The sequence below is a fragment of the Bacteroidota bacterium genome (genome assembly GCA_018266835.1).
Lineage (GTDB): Bacteria > Bacteroidota > Ignavibacteria > Tepidaquicellales > Tepidaquicellaceae > JAFDZO01.
In genome coordinates this window covers 1,678,725-1,695,469 of sequence record JAFDZP010000002.1, presented here as the reverse complement: position 1 = coordinate 1,695,469, position 16,745 = coordinate 1,678,725, and the positions used below count along the sequence as shown (strand labels likewise).

12 protein-coding genes are annotated in these 16,745 nt (G+C 35.3%); 6 read left to right on the top strand and 6 right to left on the bottom strand.

Translation table 11 applies throughout. The features are described 5' to 3' along the window. Window positions 1–318 carry a DUF971 domain-containing protein gene (locus JST55_09180; GenBank protein ID MBS1493672.1) on the top strand — a complete coding sequence of 106 codons (318 nt, stop codon included), beginning with the start codon at window positions 1–3 and terminating at the stop codon, window positions 316–318. Next, window positions 315–1,403: an alanine racemase gene (locus tag JST55_09175; GenBank protein ID MBS1493671.1), complete on the top strand. Its 1,089-nt coding sequence runs from the start codon at window positions 315–317 to the stop codon at window positions 1,401–1,403. The genes JST55_09180 and JST55_09175 overlap by 4 nt, the downstream gene beginning before the upstream one ends. A gap of 24 nt (window positions 1,404–1,427) precedes the next feature. On the opposite strand, the gene JST55_09170 is transcribed toward JST55_09175, so the two are convergent. Then, a complete protein-coding gene (locus tag JST55_09170; protein ID MBS1493670.1) occupies window positions 1,428–2,693 on the bottom strand; it encodes a T9SS type A sorting domain-containing protein in 1,266 nt (421 codons plus the stop codon). A 31-nt stretch (window positions 2,694–2,724) separates the two neighbouring features. Further along, entirely contained in the window at window positions 2,725–3,978 is a 1,254-nt protein-coding gene (locus JST55_09165) for a T9SS type A sorting domain-containing protein (GenBank protein ID MBS1493669.1), read from the bottom strand. A 112-nt stretch (window positions 3,979–4,090) separates the two neighbouring features. Between JST55_09165 and JST55_09160 the strand changes: the two genes are divergently transcribed. After that, window positions 4,091–5,500: a hypothetical protein gene (locus JST55_09160; GenBank protein MBS1493668.1), complete on the top strand. Its 1,410-nt coding sequence runs from the start codon at window positions 4,091–4,093 to the stop codon at window positions 5,498–5,500. 35 nt (window positions 5,501–5,535) lie between these two features. Then, on the top strand, window positions 5,536–8,115 hold the full coding sequence (locus tag JST55_09155) for a T9SS type A sorting domain-containing protein (GenBank protein ID MBS1493667.1): 2,580 nt from the start codon (window positions 5,536–5,538) through the stop codon (window positions 8,113–8,115). Window positions 8,116–8,206: 91 nt separating this feature from the next. On the opposite strand, the gene JST55_09150 is transcribed toward JST55_09155, so the two are convergent. Both JST55_09150 and pdxH read right to left on the bottom strand, forming a co-directional pair. Beyond that, window positions 8,207–10,324: a T9SS type A sorting domain-containing protein gene (locus tag JST55_09150; protein ID MBS1493666.1), complete on the bottom strand. Its 2,118-nt coding sequence runs from the start codon at window positions 10,322–10,324 to the stop codon at window positions 8,207–8,209. A 194-nt stretch (window positions 10,325–10,518) separates the two neighbouring features. Continuing rightward, on the bottom strand, window positions 10,519–11,154 hold the full coding sequence (pdxH, locus tag JST55_09145; protein MBS1493665.1) for a pyridoxamine 5'-phosphate oxidase: 636 nt from the start codon (window positions 11,152–11,154) through the stop codon (window positions 10,519–10,521). Between the two features lie 345 nt (window positions 11,155–11,499). On the opposite strand from pdxH, the gene JST55_09140 reads away from it, so the two are divergent. After that, complete coding sequence (locus tag JST55_09140; protein ID MBS1493664.1) at window positions 11,500–13,047, top strand: hypothetical protein; 1,548 nt, start codon at window positions 11,500–11,502, stop codon at window positions 13,045–13,047. Between the two features lie 355 nt (window positions 13,048–13,402). Here the strand turns inward: JST55_09140 and JST55_09135 are convergent, their stop codons facing one another. After that, window positions 13,403–13,615, bottom strand: coding sequence for a hypothetical protein (locus tag JST55_09135; GenBank protein ID MBS1493663.1), 213 nt, complete (start codon window positions 13,613–13,615; stop codon window positions 13,403–13,405). A gap of 169 nt (window positions 13,616–13,784) precedes the next feature. Between JST55_09135 and JST55_09130 the strand changes: the two genes are divergently transcribed. Then, window positions 13,785–15,287 carry a hypothetical protein gene (locus tag JST55_09130; GenBank protein ID MBS1493662.1) on the top strand — a complete coding sequence of 501 codons (1,503 nt, stop codon included), beginning with the start codon at window positions 13,785–13,787 and terminating at the stop codon, window positions 15,285–15,287. A gap of 85 nt (window positions 15,288–15,372) precedes the next feature. Here JST55_09130 and JST55_09125 read toward each other — a convergent pair whose 3' ends face one another. Then, complete coding sequence (locus JST55_09125) at window positions 15,373–16,713, bottom strand: T9SS type A sorting domain-containing protein (protein ID MBS1493661.1); 1,341 nt, start codon at window positions 16,711–16,713, stop codon at window positions 15,373–15,375. Between the last annotated feature and the right edge of the window lie 32 nt (window positions 16,714–16,745).

Sequence of the window (16,745 nt, the reverse complement as noted above, 5' to 3'; positions counted from 1 at the left end):
CTGTTTCCGAAAAAGATAAACAAAACCGAAAACAATTCTTTACAGGTTACATGGGGCGATGATTCGGTTTCAGAAATTACTCTCAAAAATTTAAGAGATGAATGTCCCTGCGTTCACTGCAAGGGTGAATCAGTTATATTCGATACATACATTCCGTTGAAGGCTCCGTTCAAAGCAGCGGGATTTTATGAAATTGATAAAATTGAAAAAATCGGAAACTATGGAGTGCAGGTCACGTGGAAGGACGGACACAACACCGGAATTTATTCATGGGAGATGCTGAAAGAGCTCGGCAATGAAAGTAAAATAACGAAATGAAAATCACTGTTCCGACTTTATTAGTTGATAAACAGAAATGTTTAGCAAATATTAAGTTCATGTCAGATAAGGCGAAGAAGAATAATTTAATTTTTCGCCCTCACTTCAAAACACATCAGGCAATTGAAATAGGTAAATGGTACAGGGAATTTGGAGTTGATAAAATCACGGTCTCTTCACTCAGAATGGCAGAGTATTTTGCAAATGCCTTCTGGCGCGATATTACGGTAGCGTTTCCTGTCAACATCCTTGAGATAAACAGAATAAATTCATTGGCAGAAAAAATAAATCTGAATTTATTAATTACGGAAATTGATTCAGTAAAATTTATAAACGAAAATCTTAAGCACCCAGTTGGATTTTTTATAAAGATTGATACGGGTACTCACAGAGCAGGAATTGACCCGAAGGATAAAAATTTAATTGACGAAATTTTAAAAGAGAAAAACGATGCGTTAATTTTCAAAGGATTTCTTGCTCATTCGGGACATACATATAAAGCTAAGTCAGTCGAAGAGGTAAGAAAAATTCATGAAGAAGGTTTATCAATTTTAACTGAATTGAAAAAATCTTACTTAAAAGATTATCCTGATATGTTAATTTCCATTGGAGATACACCTTCGTGCAGTTTAATGAAAAATTTTAAAGGAGCGGATGAAATTCGCCCGGGGAATTTTGCATTCTATGATTTGCAGCAGTGGAGTAACGGAGTCTGTGATATAGAACAAATTGCAGTAGCAGTGGCTTGTCCGGTAGTTGCTAAAAATGAAGGGAGAAGAGAAATTTTAATTTACGGCGGCGGAATACATTTCTCAAAGGATTCTTTCGTTATGGAGAATGGAACAACTGCTTTTGGTTATGTTGTAAATCTTAATGATACCGGATGGGACGCTCCCGATAAAAAGAGTTATGTAAGCTCACTCTCACAGGAGCACGGAATTATAAAGGCTTCCGATGAATTATTTGAGGAAACAAAAATCGGTGATGTACTCGGAATTCTGCCTTCGCACTCATGCATGACTGCCGAATGCATGAAGAAAATGTTTACTCTCTCCGGCGAAGAAATTGATATGATGAAATATTAATTTCTTTGTACTTTACTTTTTCGGTTATTTCACCAATATCATTTTCTTCGTATCGGATATTGCTCCCGCTTTCAGTTCATAAAAATATATTCCCGAAGGAAGATTTTCTCCACTGAATGTAAACGAATAATTTCCCACCTCTACTTCTTTATTCACCAATGAAAAAACTAACTTCCCATCACTGCCATAAACTTTTAAACTTACAAGATCTTTTTTATTAATTACAAAATTTATTTTCGTCTCGGGATTAAAGGGATTCGGATAGTTTTGCTGCAAAGAAAAATGTTTTACAATTTCCGGTGAATTATTTAATCCGGTTACAGCAGATAACGGCATTCTATAGATTGTACCTGAATAAGTTCCCGCCAGCAAAAACTCATTATTTATAAATAATGAGCGAACGCTCGGAGGACCCGGCATTCCGGTATTTAAATTTGACCAGTTTATACCATTATTAGTTGTAGTTATCACTCCGCGCGCAGTATCGCTGAGTCCGTACATCGAACCGAATATTTTTCCGTTATAAGAAATCATTGAATACACTCTTCCGAAGTTACTAAGTGAAATATTAGTAGCTATCCAGTTATTCCCGTTATCGGTTGTATAAAAGATTTTTTGCTGACAGTTTGCAAAAATTTTGCCGTCATGTGAAACAAGACTATATATAAGCTTCTGACCGTTTCCATCGAATGGTATTCCATTGTTTGCTGCGAGTGACCAGGTTAGTCCGTCATCTATAGAAAATGCTAAACCTTTTTCTGCTCCGGCATAAAAAGTGTTTCCTATAGTTAAAAAACTATTAACATATTTCAGAACATTTTCACTCACAGTATTCCATGTAGCACCATTATCAGTTGATATTCTTGAAGGTCCGTTGCCTGTTGTATAGCAAACGATATTGTTACCGCAAATAGTTATTTGAAAAATTGAACCGGCTGTAGTTACATCTGTTCTTATCCAGTTATTACCTGCATTGCTTGAGATGAGCAAGCCGTCTCTGTAGGTTCCGGCAAAAATGTAGGTACCTTTTACTACCAGGCACATAACTGCCGATAAATTGGGTTGATTTACATCTACATTGCCCCAGCTTACTCCGTTATCCGTTGAAGAAAGTATAGCTCCATATTCCAGATTAACTACTCCCGTAGCTGCAAATAATTTTCCGCTGCATTGTATAATGGAATAGACGACATGACTTTGAGGAATTCCTGTGGACTGTACCCATTGAGCTGACAGAGAAGAAGCTGATATAAACAAAACAGCAAAACAATTTAGAATTAATTTAAACATTTAAAAGAAGGTCTTATAATTACTTTACAAATTATTTAATAAGAAGCATTTTTTTTGAATCGGAAAAACCCGGTGATTCCAGTTTATAAAGATAAACTCCTGATGGAAGACTCTGCGCATTAAAATTATAAGAATAACTTCCCGCTTCCAATACTTTATTTACCAATGAAGCGACTAATTTCCCGTTATTATCATAAACTTTCAAACTTATAAAATCTTTTTTGTTAATTACAAAATTTATTATCGTTTCAGGATTAAATGGATTAGGGTAATTTTGCTTCAAAGAAAATTGTTTTACGATTTCCGGTGAATTACCGATATCGGTTATAGTTGATAATGGTATTCTGTACACTCCGCCTGTATAAGCGCCGGCGAGCATAAACTCACTATTAATCATAAGCACTCTAATGTTTGGTACAGAACTGAATCCCTGATTCATCAATGCCCAGCTTGCACCTTCGTTAGAAGATACTAAGACACCTTTAGTTGCGTCGCTTGTTCCTGTCAAGCCTGCAAAAATTTTACCTCCGTAAGATATCATTGAATAAATATTAGAGTAGGCGGGCACTCCGGCTGTTACCTGTGTCCAGTTATTTCCATTATCTGCTGAATAGAAAATTTTTTGAATACAGCTTCCAAATATTTTTCCGTTGTGATAAGTAATACCACTTATTGGTTTAGTATGATCAGGGTTAGAAGGTAATCCATGGTTGCCTGCCGTATCCCAGTTAATTCCGTTATTAGTTGAGTATCCCAATCCATTACTGCATCCGGCAAACAATGTGTTGTCATGTGTGAGAAAATCATTCACAAGAGCTATAGCTGAGGAATTGATAATCGCCCAGTTTGCTCCCATATTAGTGGAAGCCCAGATAGGTCCTGTTCCATTTGTGTAACAAACAACGTTATTTCCTGATATGCCTATTTCAAAAACTCCGCCGGAATTATTCAGGAAAACATGAGTCCAGTTCACTCCTGCATTACTTGAAATAAACAAATCGTCTTCGTATGTACCTGCGAAAATATAATTATCTTTTACTGCCAGGCTCATTACGGCGGATTGTCCGCTCCAGTTCATATCTACACTTGTCCATGTAATTCCATTATCGGTTGAAACTGACAGTCCTCCTGTTGTAAGAATACCAACACCCGTACCTGCAAACATTTTGCCGTTGCAGGAGGCCATTGAGTAAACTAAATGATTGGCAGGAATACCTGTGGATTGTAACCATTGCGCTTTCAGGGAGGAAGCAGCAATTAAAAAAATTAAAATATACTTTATCATGTACGCTAAAATCGTTAAATTAATTTACCGTCTTCAATTGTAAAACTACAAAATTTACCCAATAAAACTGCTATTTCCAAAGAAACTTTTTGAAATTTGTGAGTAACATTATATGAATGACACAAAATTAATTTTACTGCTGAAAACTTTTTCTAAGCACGAGATAAAAGAGTTTGAAAAATTTTTACAGTCACCTTATTTAAATACATCGGGCGAATATATTCTTAAATTTTTTGCGGCAATAAAAAAATATTATCCTGATTTTGAAGCAGAAGATTTTACAAGGCAAAATATTTTTAAATTAATTTACCCGTCTGAAAAATACAATGATGCAAGAATGAGAAAGCTTGTTTCAGAAACAATGAAGCTTGTTCTGGATTATCTTGCTATCAATAATTTTATCAACGATGAACAGGCAGTCGGGAAAAGAGTACTTGAGGAGCTTGAAAACAGAAATTCCGAAGCTCTTTTTGAAATAAAGAGTAAAGAACTCAACAAAAAACTTGAGAGCTGTAAAAGAAAAGACAACCAGTATTACAGGCAAAAATTTGAGCTTATACAAGCAATAAAATCTTTTTATTTCTACAGGGAAAGGAAAAAAGCAATTTTGCTTTTTGATGAAGAGATAGAATGCCTCTCAAATTATTTTGCGCTTACTTTTATTCACAAATTCATTGAGAGGTTTAAGGAAAAACGCAGCTTCACCGATAATAATTTTTCGCTTCCGTTTTTTAAAGAAATAAACAGCTTTGCTGCTGAAAACTATTCCGGGAAAGAAAATCTTTTTGATTTATATTACACCGAACTTCTGCTTTATATAAGCGGCGAAGAAAAGTATTATTATTCTTTGAAACACAACAAAGAAAAACTTTACGCTAAAATTCAGGAAACTGCACTTCCTTCTATATATACTACGCTTACTAATTATGCTACAGAAATGCTTGAGAAAGGAAATGTAAACTATCTTAATGAATTATTTAATCTCCAGAAAGAAATTCTAAAGAGAAAATTATATGGAATAATCTTTTCGGAGTTTCTTTTCATTAATATTGTAACAACGGCGCTTCGTCTGGGAGAAATAAAATTTGCCGAAAAATTCATCAATGATTTTAAAGATAAGATGAAGAAAGAATTGAAGGATGATGTTTATAATTATTGTCTGGCAAATATTGAGTTTTCGAAAAAAAGATATTCAGAATCACTTGAAGCGCTTTTAAAAATTAACTTCAGTTTTTCACTTCATAAATACCTGATAAAAAATCTCACTTTAAAAAATTATTACGAGCTTAATGAAGTTGATGCAAGTTACTCTTTAATTGATTCATTCAAGCATACCATTAAACGCGATAAATCCGTTCCTGAAAATGTCCGCGTGCTTATTACAAACTTCACAAACTTCGTAAGAGAAATGATACGCATTAAAAACGGAGAAAAGAAAAAAGATGATATTGAAGCACGAATCAAAAAGGAAGTGACTGCTGAAAAACAGTGGCTGCTTTCGAAGGTAAGTGAGTTTAAATAATTACGGATATTATATATCTTTAAAAAACTAACCTCATGAAAAGTATAATTTCTATTGCAGGAATTTTCCTGCTGGCCGCACTATTATTTTACAAGTTTCCTTCACCCCCTCAGACAAATTCTGTACAAAAAAACGAAGAACAAAAGGAAGAATCGGAGCATGCAAAGACTGAACCTTCCGAATGGTTTTATACTCAAAGAGCATATCCGTTAGAAGATATACCTGTCGAAAAATATTTCGATGCGATGAAGAAGAAAAACGATTTGATTGATGCAAGCAGTCTTACTGTAGCATGGAATCCTATCGGACCGACAAACATCGGCGGAAGAGTAACATGTATTACTTCTGACCCTGCTAATCCCAGCATAATCATCATCGGCGCAGCAGCCGGCGGAATTTTCAAAACTACTAACGGCGGAGTGAACTGGACTGCTAAAACAGATTTTGCTCCCGCACTGGGAATGAGCAGTCTTGAAATGGACCCGAACAACTCTAATATAATTTATGCAGGAACGGGAGAGGCAAACTCTGCAATCGATTGTTATCCGGGATACGGAATTTTAAAATCCACTAACAAAGGCGATACATGGGGTGTTATTGGATTATCTGAAGTGCTGAATGTATCATCAATAAAAGTTCATCCTTTAAATTCAAATATAGTTTATGCAGGAGGAATGGGATACCGTTCCAAAAGTGTTAACAAAGGAATATATAAATCAACAGATGCAGGGCAGACGTGGAACAAAGTTTTATTTGTAAGTGATTCTACCTCTGCAATTGATGTGGGAATTGATTATACAGATGTGAACATTGTATATGCAGCAATGTGGGAAAGAATAAGACCTCCATCAATTTCAAGCACGGGAGGATTATCAAGCGGATTGTACCGCTCGAGCAACGGAGGAGCTAACTGGACTTTACTCGGCGCATCAAACGGACTTCCTGCTCCATCTGCAACAACAGGACGTATAAATATTAATGTAGCGAAAGCAAACTCATCTATAATACATGCAATTTACAGAACAACAAACGGCAACAATATAAGCGGAGTTTATAAATCTACGAACAAAGGATTGAACTGGACAACCTTGCCAATAACAGGCGTGGAGTCTTCAGGATTTGACTGGTACTTCGGACTTATTGAAACTGCGCCCTCTAACGCTAACACACTTTACATAGGAAGCGTGGATGTTTTCAGAACAACAAACGCGGGAGTAAGCTGGACGAATCTTACAAATGCTTATTCAGGTTCTTTTGATCAGCAGCATCCTGACCAGCATTGCTTGTGGATAAATCCAACAAATAATCAGTCAATGATTCTCGGTAACGACGGTGGAATTTTTACAACAAGCAACGGCGGAACTAACTGGAGCAAAAAATATGACCTGCCTATTACGCAATATTACGCTGCATGTATAGATTTTATAAATCCTATCAAGAGATATGGCGGAACTCAGGATAACGGCTCGCATGGTTCGGTAAATCCGGGTCCTGCAGGATGGAGTGTTTTATATGGAGGCGACGGTTTTCATTGCGCAGTTGATTACACGAACTCAAATGTAATTTATATGGAGTCGCAAAACGGAGGAATAGGCAGAAGCGATGACGGCGGAAATAATTTTTCCGGTATAGGCGGAGGACTTGACCTGACCAGAACGAACTGGTCATCGCCTTACATGCTTGATATTCAAAATCCAAACATAGTTTATTTCGGTTCTTACGTTTTAAATAAATCTACTGATAAAGGGGAGACATGGAGTGTTATCAGTCCTGATTTAACAAAAGGCGCTAACGGAAGACTAGGAACAATTACATGTATGTCAAATGCCGTGCTACCTTCTTCGCAGAGAGTAATTTACACGGGAGCTGATGACGGAAGGGTAATGGTTACAACTAATTCAGGAACAAACTGGATTGATGTTTCCGGCGGACTTCCATTGAGATATGTTACAGATGTTGTCGTGGACAAAAGAAATCCTGCGATTGCATATGTAACGTTAAGCGGATTCAATATGGATCTGAACAATACGCATATTTTCAGAACTGTAAATTACGGGCAAAGTTGGACAAATATTTCAAATAATTTATTAAATGTTCCTGCTAACTCTTTAATAATAGATTATAATAAAGATTCAACATTGTTTGTTGGCACAGATGCAGGAGTTTATTATACTACCAGACTTGGCGCTATATGGACTCAGCTGGGAACGGGATTGCCTAACTCACCTGTATTTGATTTAGTTTATCACCAGTCATCTGCAAAACTTATTGCAGCTACGCATGGCAGAAGCATGTTTGAGCTAGATATTTCAAATCTGCCAAGCGGAGTGAATAATAACAATCAGGCTGTTTCGGGTTTTATATTGAAGCAGAATTATCCAAATCCATTTAATCCGGAGACTTATATTTCTTTCGATATAAAAGAAAAATCTTTCGTTACATTAAAGGTTTTTGATTTATCCGGGAAGGAAGTTGCTAATTTAGTGGAAGGAACAAAAGCAGCAGGAAGTTATTCAGTTAAGTTTAACGGCGCAAATTTATCAAGCGGAGTTTATTTTTATAAATTAGAAAGCGGTGGATACAGCGAAGTGAAAAAGATGTCACTGATAAAATAAAATTCTTCAAATTACTTTTAAAGACAAAAAGACCTTTATCGTTTCCGGTAAAGGTCTTTTTTGTTTGTTCACTGAAAGTGAAACCGCAATCTTATTTCATTAAAATCATTTTTCTTGTTTCTGAAAAATCTCCTGCTTTTAGAGTGTAAAAATAAATTCCTGAAGGGAGGTTAGCCGCATTAAAGTTAATACTATACTCTCCTGCTGTTTTGTAATCATTTATTAAAGTGCTTACAATTCTGCCCGCTAAATCAAAAACATTAAGAGTTACAAATTCGTTCTGTTTTATGGAATATTTTATAGTAGTAGCCGGATTAAACGGATTAGGATAATTCTGCTGAAGACTGAATGATGAAACTGTTCCGCTCATTCCTCTTACACTTGTTAGCTGGCTTTGCGGCTGATAATATATTGCAGATGACGTTGCAACGAAAATATTATTGTTAAAATTAATAACATCATTGAAATCTGAAAAAATAAAATATAAACCCGTTACATCTACCCAATTTGCGCCATTATCATAGGAACGGAACAAGCCTCTGCCACCGAACATCTGAGTGCAGAAGAGCGCAGAACCGACTCGTATTATAGATGAAACATACGGGTCAGCGCCAAGTCCGTTATTTAAAACTGTCCAGTTAAGTCCGTTATTTGTTGAACGGTGAACTCCATGTCCTGTGCCAAGATAGATACTCGTTCCGTCAATATAGATATCAAAAACTTCAGCCTGAAAACTGAAATATGCAACTGTGCTCCATGTGTTTCCGCCGTCAGTAGACTTACTAAGAGAAGGAGTTGAAGGAGAGCAGCCTGCGAAGAGAACTCCGTTGATCTGATTCATTGTAACAACTAATTTTTGTGTTCCGTGAAAGGAATTTGCGATCCATGTCTGCCCGTCATTTGTAGAATTGAAAATGCCGTTGTATGTTCCTATGAATAAAGTTGCACCGGATTTCATGATACTGTAAACTTTTAAATCGTTGCCTGATAATCCGTTATTAAGAGATGTCCAGCTGCTGCCGCCATCCGTTGTGTAAAATACTCCTCCATCGGAGAGAGCATATAGTCTTGAATCGATAGAACAGATATTATTGCAGGCAAGAGAGTTACCGTTATTTACGGTAAACCAGTTTATTCCGTTATCAGTGGATTTATATACTCCGTTATTGGAAGTCGCCGCATACAAAATATTTCCCGACGCAATTATTTTTTTTGCATTAACGTAACCAGATGTAAGTCCCGAAATTTTTTGATTCCATGATGCTCCGTTATTTGAACTTACATAAACTCCTTTTGCATAAGTGCATGTGATTAACTTTCCGGGAACTGATGTGAGCCAATAGAAATAAGGATAATCTGTCGGAAGTCCCGTACTCATTGAGTTCCATGTATTGCTTCCGAGCATAAATACTCCGCCGTTACAGGAAACGTAAAGGGAATTATTAAAAACATAAACACATCTTAAGTTAAGAAGATTACCTGTAAGGTTATAGTTTGCAGCACTCCAGTTTGCGCCATTGTTTGAAGAAACAAAAACACCGCTTCCGAAAAATGTGCTGTATAAATTTCCGTTGTAGTATGCAAATGAAGTTGCGGGACCTCCGGGTGAGCCGGCTGTTGCTGAAGTCCATGATGAATAATTTCCTGTTGAATAAAAAACTCCCTGATTTGTCCCTATATATAGTGTATCGCCTTTGAAGAATATTCCGTCCGCTTTTGGTACGGGATTTATTGATGCCGTGAGATGAACCCAGTTGCTGCCGTTATTGGTTGAGCGGTAAACTCCGCTATCAGTTGTAATAAAGACATCTGAGTTTCGTGTAGTACTTTTATTTATATCCAGAGCTTTTCCATTAAGTCCTGAATTTATTTTCTGCCACGTTGCTGCACCGTCAGTTGTTCTGTACATTCCTCCGCCGTTAGATGCGGAATAACTTGCTCCCATAAAGACAGTACTTCCAACGGAAGCAAAGCATGTGGGATAGAAGCCGTATTCAGATATTCCGATATTAACCGGAGCCCAGTTATCTCCCGCATTGGTTGATTTAAACACTCCGCTGCCGTTGCTTCCGCAATAGAGAGTATTTGAGGAAGGCATAGCATAAATGGAAAAAATTACTCCGCCGTCAACTCCGGCATTAGCCCGCGACCATTGCGAAAAAGAATTTGAATAAATGAATAAAACCAGAATAAGAAAAATCTTTTTCATAAAATGTGAATTGAAAATTTTGGAAAATAGTTTTTCTCCTCTGCGGGGTGAGGAGTTTTCGGCGGACGGAATTTTTAACTAAATCAAAAATAGATTATAAGAAAAAAAGAAGCAATCTATTCTCTGAAGATAATTATATTCCCCCCTTGTTAAAGAGGGGGAATTTGGTGTATAATTTAAAATGATATTAAAATTTACGGAGATAAGCGGGATAAATTCCAGCTGCCGTTTTCTTTTTCGTAGCTTATTCTGTCGTGAAGCCTGCTTTCTCTTCCCTGCCAGAATTCAAAGTAATCGGGAATGAGTCTGAAGCCTCCCCAGAAATCAGGAAGCGGAACTTCATTTCCGTTAAATTCTTTTGAATACTTCTCGAATTTTTCTTCAAGAGTTTTTCTGCTTTCGATTTTTGAACTTTGGATTGAAGTCCATGCACCTATCTGACTTTCAACAGGTCGTGAATGAAAATACTCAGCAGATTCTTCTCTGCTTACTTTTTCAATCCTGCCTTCGATTCTGATTTGCCTGTGAAGCTCTTTAAAGAAAAATAAAATTGATGCGTTAGGATTTTCTAAAAGCTCTTTGCTTTTTCTTCCGAGGTAATTTGTATAGAAAACAAAACCCTTATCATCAACTCCTTTTAGCAGCATAATTCTTGATGAAGGTTTTCCATCTTTTGAACATGTTGAAAGAACAAATGCATTAGTATCGTCTTTATCTATTTCCATTGCTTCGCTGAACCATGTTTCAAACTGAACGAACGGATTTTTATCGGTGTCTTTGATATCAAAATCTTTTGATATGTACTCTCTTCTTAAGTCTGCGTAGTTCATAGTATTATAATTGTTTGAATAAAATTCGGAAGAAAAGGCGAGAGATTAAATTCAATAATTGATATACTATTTTGGGTGAAGGAGGGCGCTCTTCTGAATCGAAGATTCAGTCCTCAGCAGAAAGAGACAGATAAAACCTGTCTCTTTCTGCTGAGGAGTCCCGGCTTTGCCGGGACAAGAGCGCCCCCTCAAAAATGCAGAATTTGCAAAAATCTTCAGAAATTTGAAAACTTATTGAAAAATAATCGTAAACTGATGGAACTTAACAACCCTTTTTTGAATTAAAAATATTAAAGAATGAATTTAATCTTAAGTTTAAGATGACTAAATTTAAGGCTTTAGTAAATGAACGATAATTTGACAGAAAATACCGACGAAAAAGATATAAAACACGAAGAAACTAAAACTCTTGAGCAAAGAATTCTGGACGACATAAATGCATATGAAGCCGGTGAAGTTAAAAATCTTAACAACATTGCGCCGAAAGTTGTAACTGAAGATATAAAAGAAGAAAAAACTAAAACTTCCGAAGTTTCTGAACCTGTAAATACAGAAGAACAAAATCAGGAAGAATTAAAAACTGAAGAGAAAAAAGAACAGGTTAAGCCAGCTGTACCAGCTGCCGCCTCAGGTGAAAGCAATTACCAGATAAACTTAATAAATGAAAATTTATTAAGAATAAGAGTTAAGACAAAAAAAGGTGTTAATATTGATTGTTCCGTAAAGGATACAAAGTCCCTTACGGAAACACAAAGCAATCGTTTGTATCTCCATCCTAAGCAGGGCGAAGAGATTCAAGAGGTAGAAATTATAATCTCAATTGATCCTAGCACCGGCGAATTAATCGTAGAAAAAAAAAAAGATGAAAACGGGCAGTTAGTACAGCCTGTATCTTTTACTCCAAATCCCGATGTAGAAAATCTCATTATGCCCGTTGATCTGGGCAGACCTGATGAGCCGCTAATTCCTTTAACAGAAGATGAGCTCCTTGAGCAGAAGATAGGGAAGAAAAATCCTTTCCATCTGAACAGACTGCTTTACAGAAAAAATATGACGATTGGTATTATATCTGCAGTTGTATTCGCTTGTATATGCTCGCTGCTTTTCTATAATTTCTACGGGAAAACTGAAACAAAGACAATCGAACAGGAAAAGAGACTAATAGTTATAAATGATATTCCTGTAAAAATAAATTTCAAAGAATACGAAGACCCGAATAAACCTAAGGAAGAACCAAAAGAAGACGGAACACCGACTGATAAAGTACAGCCTCCTGTAATAAAGAAAAATATTATCAGGGCTCCGAAGATAACAAGACCGAAGATAAATATTCCGCAGGATTCAAATCTTACAAATGATGCAACACGCCAATTAGATTCATTACGTAAGCTGCAGGCAAATAACGATAGCTTAAAGAAGGTTGATTCACTGAAAAATGTCACAGGCAATTACAGCATTCCTGATTCATTAAAGAAAGGTTTCAGTGAGGGTGAACTTGGCTTACGAATGAGTTATCCTCAAAACTGGAAAGTTATTGATATGAGAAACATCGATAAGAGTGTGGAGAAATTTAAGGGTGTAATATTAACCGACACTACTGCAAAAGAAAACGGTACTGCAAATATTTTTATATCACTGGATAATGAAGGTAAAGATTACAATGCAGCTGAGTTCAAGAATACATTTCAGATGAATGACAGCGCATTAACTGCATATGAAAACGAACCGAAGACTGTAGCGGGCTCTACTAATTTAAGATTTTTTATTTTCCTTAAGACAGATAAGCTTTCGGTAAACGCTCAGATAAAGAAACAATATTTTGATCAATACAGACCCATTGTAGAGGCGATTGTAAGAAGCCTTAATATTATTCCTCCTGCACCGCCAAAATAAAATCACAAAAAATTTAAACATAAATAAAAAAGGCTTACCGGTAAGAGATAAGCCTTTTTTCTTTAATCTGCTGGCAAAGGGGGAGTGGCACAAAACCTTCGGCAACAGACGTATATACCTTTTATTATTACTAAAAATTTACAAACCTATTAAAGAAATTGAGTTTTCTCATATCCGGAAAGTATGAGTCTATTCTTTTAATTTCATTTTCTTTTACACTCTTACTTTTATAAACCTCATCTTTATCAGATAGTAATCCTTCAGTATTATTACTACTGATGTTTTCCCCTGAGATGTAAATCCAGCATTTGAACATAGTTAGTCCTTTATTTTATTTAGGGGTGATTATAAAAAATTAATCTTCTGATTCTGAAATTATTATTCTGCCGTCATCAGTGTAAGTGTATTTATATTTAACTCCGTCTATATAGACATATTCAACATGATCACTTTCAGATACTGAAACAGTATTTGGAAAATCTGTTACATTAGCATAACTGAAAGTAGATGAAAAAATTGAAAGAATGAAAAGGGCGCTTGCCAGCGAAAAAATTTTTATTGTCTTCATACTAATTTAATTTTAATTAGTTGTACCAAATATCAAGATGTTTGTATATAATAGCAAAGCTAAATCTTAAAAAAAATAAAACAGAACAAGTAGGGTAATTGATTATTTTGTGGATTTTTAAAACAAAAATACATAATTTAATGTTAGAAAAGTAAAATGAGGGGTAAAAATGATTAAATGCCATTTTATCGATGTAATTAAAACATTCAATCCCGATGAGCTTGAAGCTTTCGGTCAATATTTAGATTCAACATACTTTAATAGAAGAAAAAAGCTTGTTGAACTATATTCTATAATTAGAATTTACTATCCCTTATTTACTGATATTAATTTTACACGGGAGAAGATTTTTTCTAAATTATATCCGTCTGAAAAGTTTTCTTATGGGAAAATAAATGAAGGTTTAAGTTCCTTGCATAGACTTGTTCTAAATTTTCTCAGGCAAATTTCTTTTGAGAAAAATGAAATTTTTCCCGATATTGTTTTTCTTGAAGAGTTAAGAAAAAGATCCCTGAAAAATATTTTCAAGCTTCAAAGTGATAAGATGGTTACACAGATTGATCAATTTGTTGATTTAGATTCAAATACTTTTCTAAAGCAATATTTACTGGAAATTGAAAATGCAAACTATACAATGTTTTTTGGAAAGAAAAAAAAGAAGGAAAATATTGAAGATTATGTTGCCCGTCTGACAAAAATAGTAACCGCCATAACAAATTTTTATATTGCAGAGCTTATATCTGTAAGCGCAAGTAATTTTACATATTCAGGAGCTTACTCAAACAATACAAATAGTATATTCAGTAAAATTCATGATTCAGAATTATTGAATAATCTATTCAATTTGATAAAGCCTTTCAATAAATATGATTCTTATCTGCAATTACTAAATTATTTTTTTGATGCTATTCACGATATAGATAACAAAGAAAAATATTATAACTACAAAAAAATAGTATTTGAGAATATTAATAAGATGAGCGTGGATGATATAGATTATCATATGGCTTGTTTGAAATCATACTGTATTGTTAAACGTAAAGTAGTAAAAAACACAGAAGAGTTTTCAAAAGAATATCTTAATCTCCAGGAAACAATTCTTGAAAAGAAACTTTTTGTAAACAGCAAATCACAATTTTTTATAACAGGAAGTTTCTTCAATATGCTCTCTAATTATGATACTCTGAAAAACAAACATAAAATCAAAAATCTTTTGTCCTATATAAAGTTCCTGCCGCCTGATGACAGAGATGATATGAAGTATATGACCGAAGCCCATTATCATTTTTTAAATTATTCTTTTGATAAAGTTTTAATATCGCTGGATAAAATAAAAACTAATAACAGAACGTTCGAAGAAAGAATTAATAACCTTCAGGTCAGATCTTTATATGAGATGAGGAATTTTGTCGATTGTCTTGATAAAATAATATTGTTCAAAAAACAGTACAGGGCAAGTAAAATGTTAAGTAAAAAAAGAATAGAATCCGAAATGCTGTTTCTGAATTCCGTAGAAAAATTAATAAAATTCAAAGAGAACTCCAGCAACTTTGATGCAGAATATTTAAAGAACAGAATTGAAAAAGATGAGTTCATACCAAGCAAAGAATGGCTGATTGAAAAATGCTACGAACTTTACGATAAACCAAAACAAGCTTATCAGTATCAATAAAAAACTCCTGTCTGTATTTTACAAACAGGAGTTATTGTTAGTCTATCGGAGGGAGCATATTACTAATGCTTTTTCGTGCATGATTTTATTTTAGAAGGGACATTTTTTTTGTTGCGATGAAATCCTGTGTTTCAAGCTTGTAAAAATAAATTCCGCTTGCAAGTTTATCTGCATTAAAATTTACTTCGTAATACCCGTTGCCCTGATTTTCTGAAACTAATTTTTCAACTTCTTTTCCGTTCATATCATACACAATCAGATTTACAAATGCAGATTTTTGTATGCTGTACCTTATTGTTGTTGTAGGATTAAAAGGGTTAGGAAAATTCTGATTCAGCTCAAACATGTTCGGTACAAATCCTTCTATCTTCTTTACGCTTGTTACACTCTGCACTATCGGCGCAAGCTGCCTTGCAACTTCAATCATTCCTTCCGATAAATCCGGATGAACTTTATCTGCTCCGAGGAATCTGCTTTCATTGGAACTGAATAATGAATACAAATCCAGTCCCCTTCTCACTTTAGGATTTCCGCTGTTCTCATTCATTACTGTATTCCACATATTTCTGTAAGCAATCTGCGAACCTGCATCTACAAAACTTTCTTTTGTGTGATGAATAGAATTATAAACAACTTTCACGCCAAGATTATTTAAGAATGAAATATAATTTCTCATATCATTCCCGAAGCTTGCAACAGGATATCCGTTGTGAGCATTGTTTGCGCCGAAGAAGAAAACAACAATGGGATATGAATTATGGTCGGCATATCTTCCGCCCGCTAAATATTCATTGTAATAATCGTTGTACCAATCCGAGTGCTGCGAACCGTTCACTCCTCTGTTAATCACAGAAATTTTCTTACCTGTTGACATCCTCAATGCAGTCTGCAGCATGTGTGCGATGTTATCAGCGTAATTATAATCTTCATTGCCGCACCTTATCAAAGACTTAAGCATACACTGGTCACCGTAATCTAAAAGTGAGTGCCCCCAAAGAACGACATGAATGGTATCAGTACCTGTCAGGGCAGGTTCTGCTCCTGTTGTGAAATTTATCACATTGCTTGATGGCGACCATACTGCTCCGTTATTGTATAAAGCATTGGCAGTGTATTGCTGCCCGGGTTTACATCCGATAATATTTTTTGTTGTCAGGTCATACTGGTCAGCTGTGAACGGAAAAGATATCCACGAGCCCGAGGTATCGCATTGGTTCCACCACGTATCCATTACCGTGTCTCCGCCTGTTTCTCTAATTATCCATCTCGTGTTTTGTATTCCCGGCGAAGTATTTGTAAGTGTTAAAGTAAAACTTCCCCATGTGATATTTGATACTGCAATTGTGGGAGTGTTCAACTGGGCAAACAAAGGGAGAGAAGAAAATAAGAAAACCAACAGAAGTAGTGCTGTGAATTTTGATTTCATATTAAGTTTTATTTTGTAATAATTTTTAATTA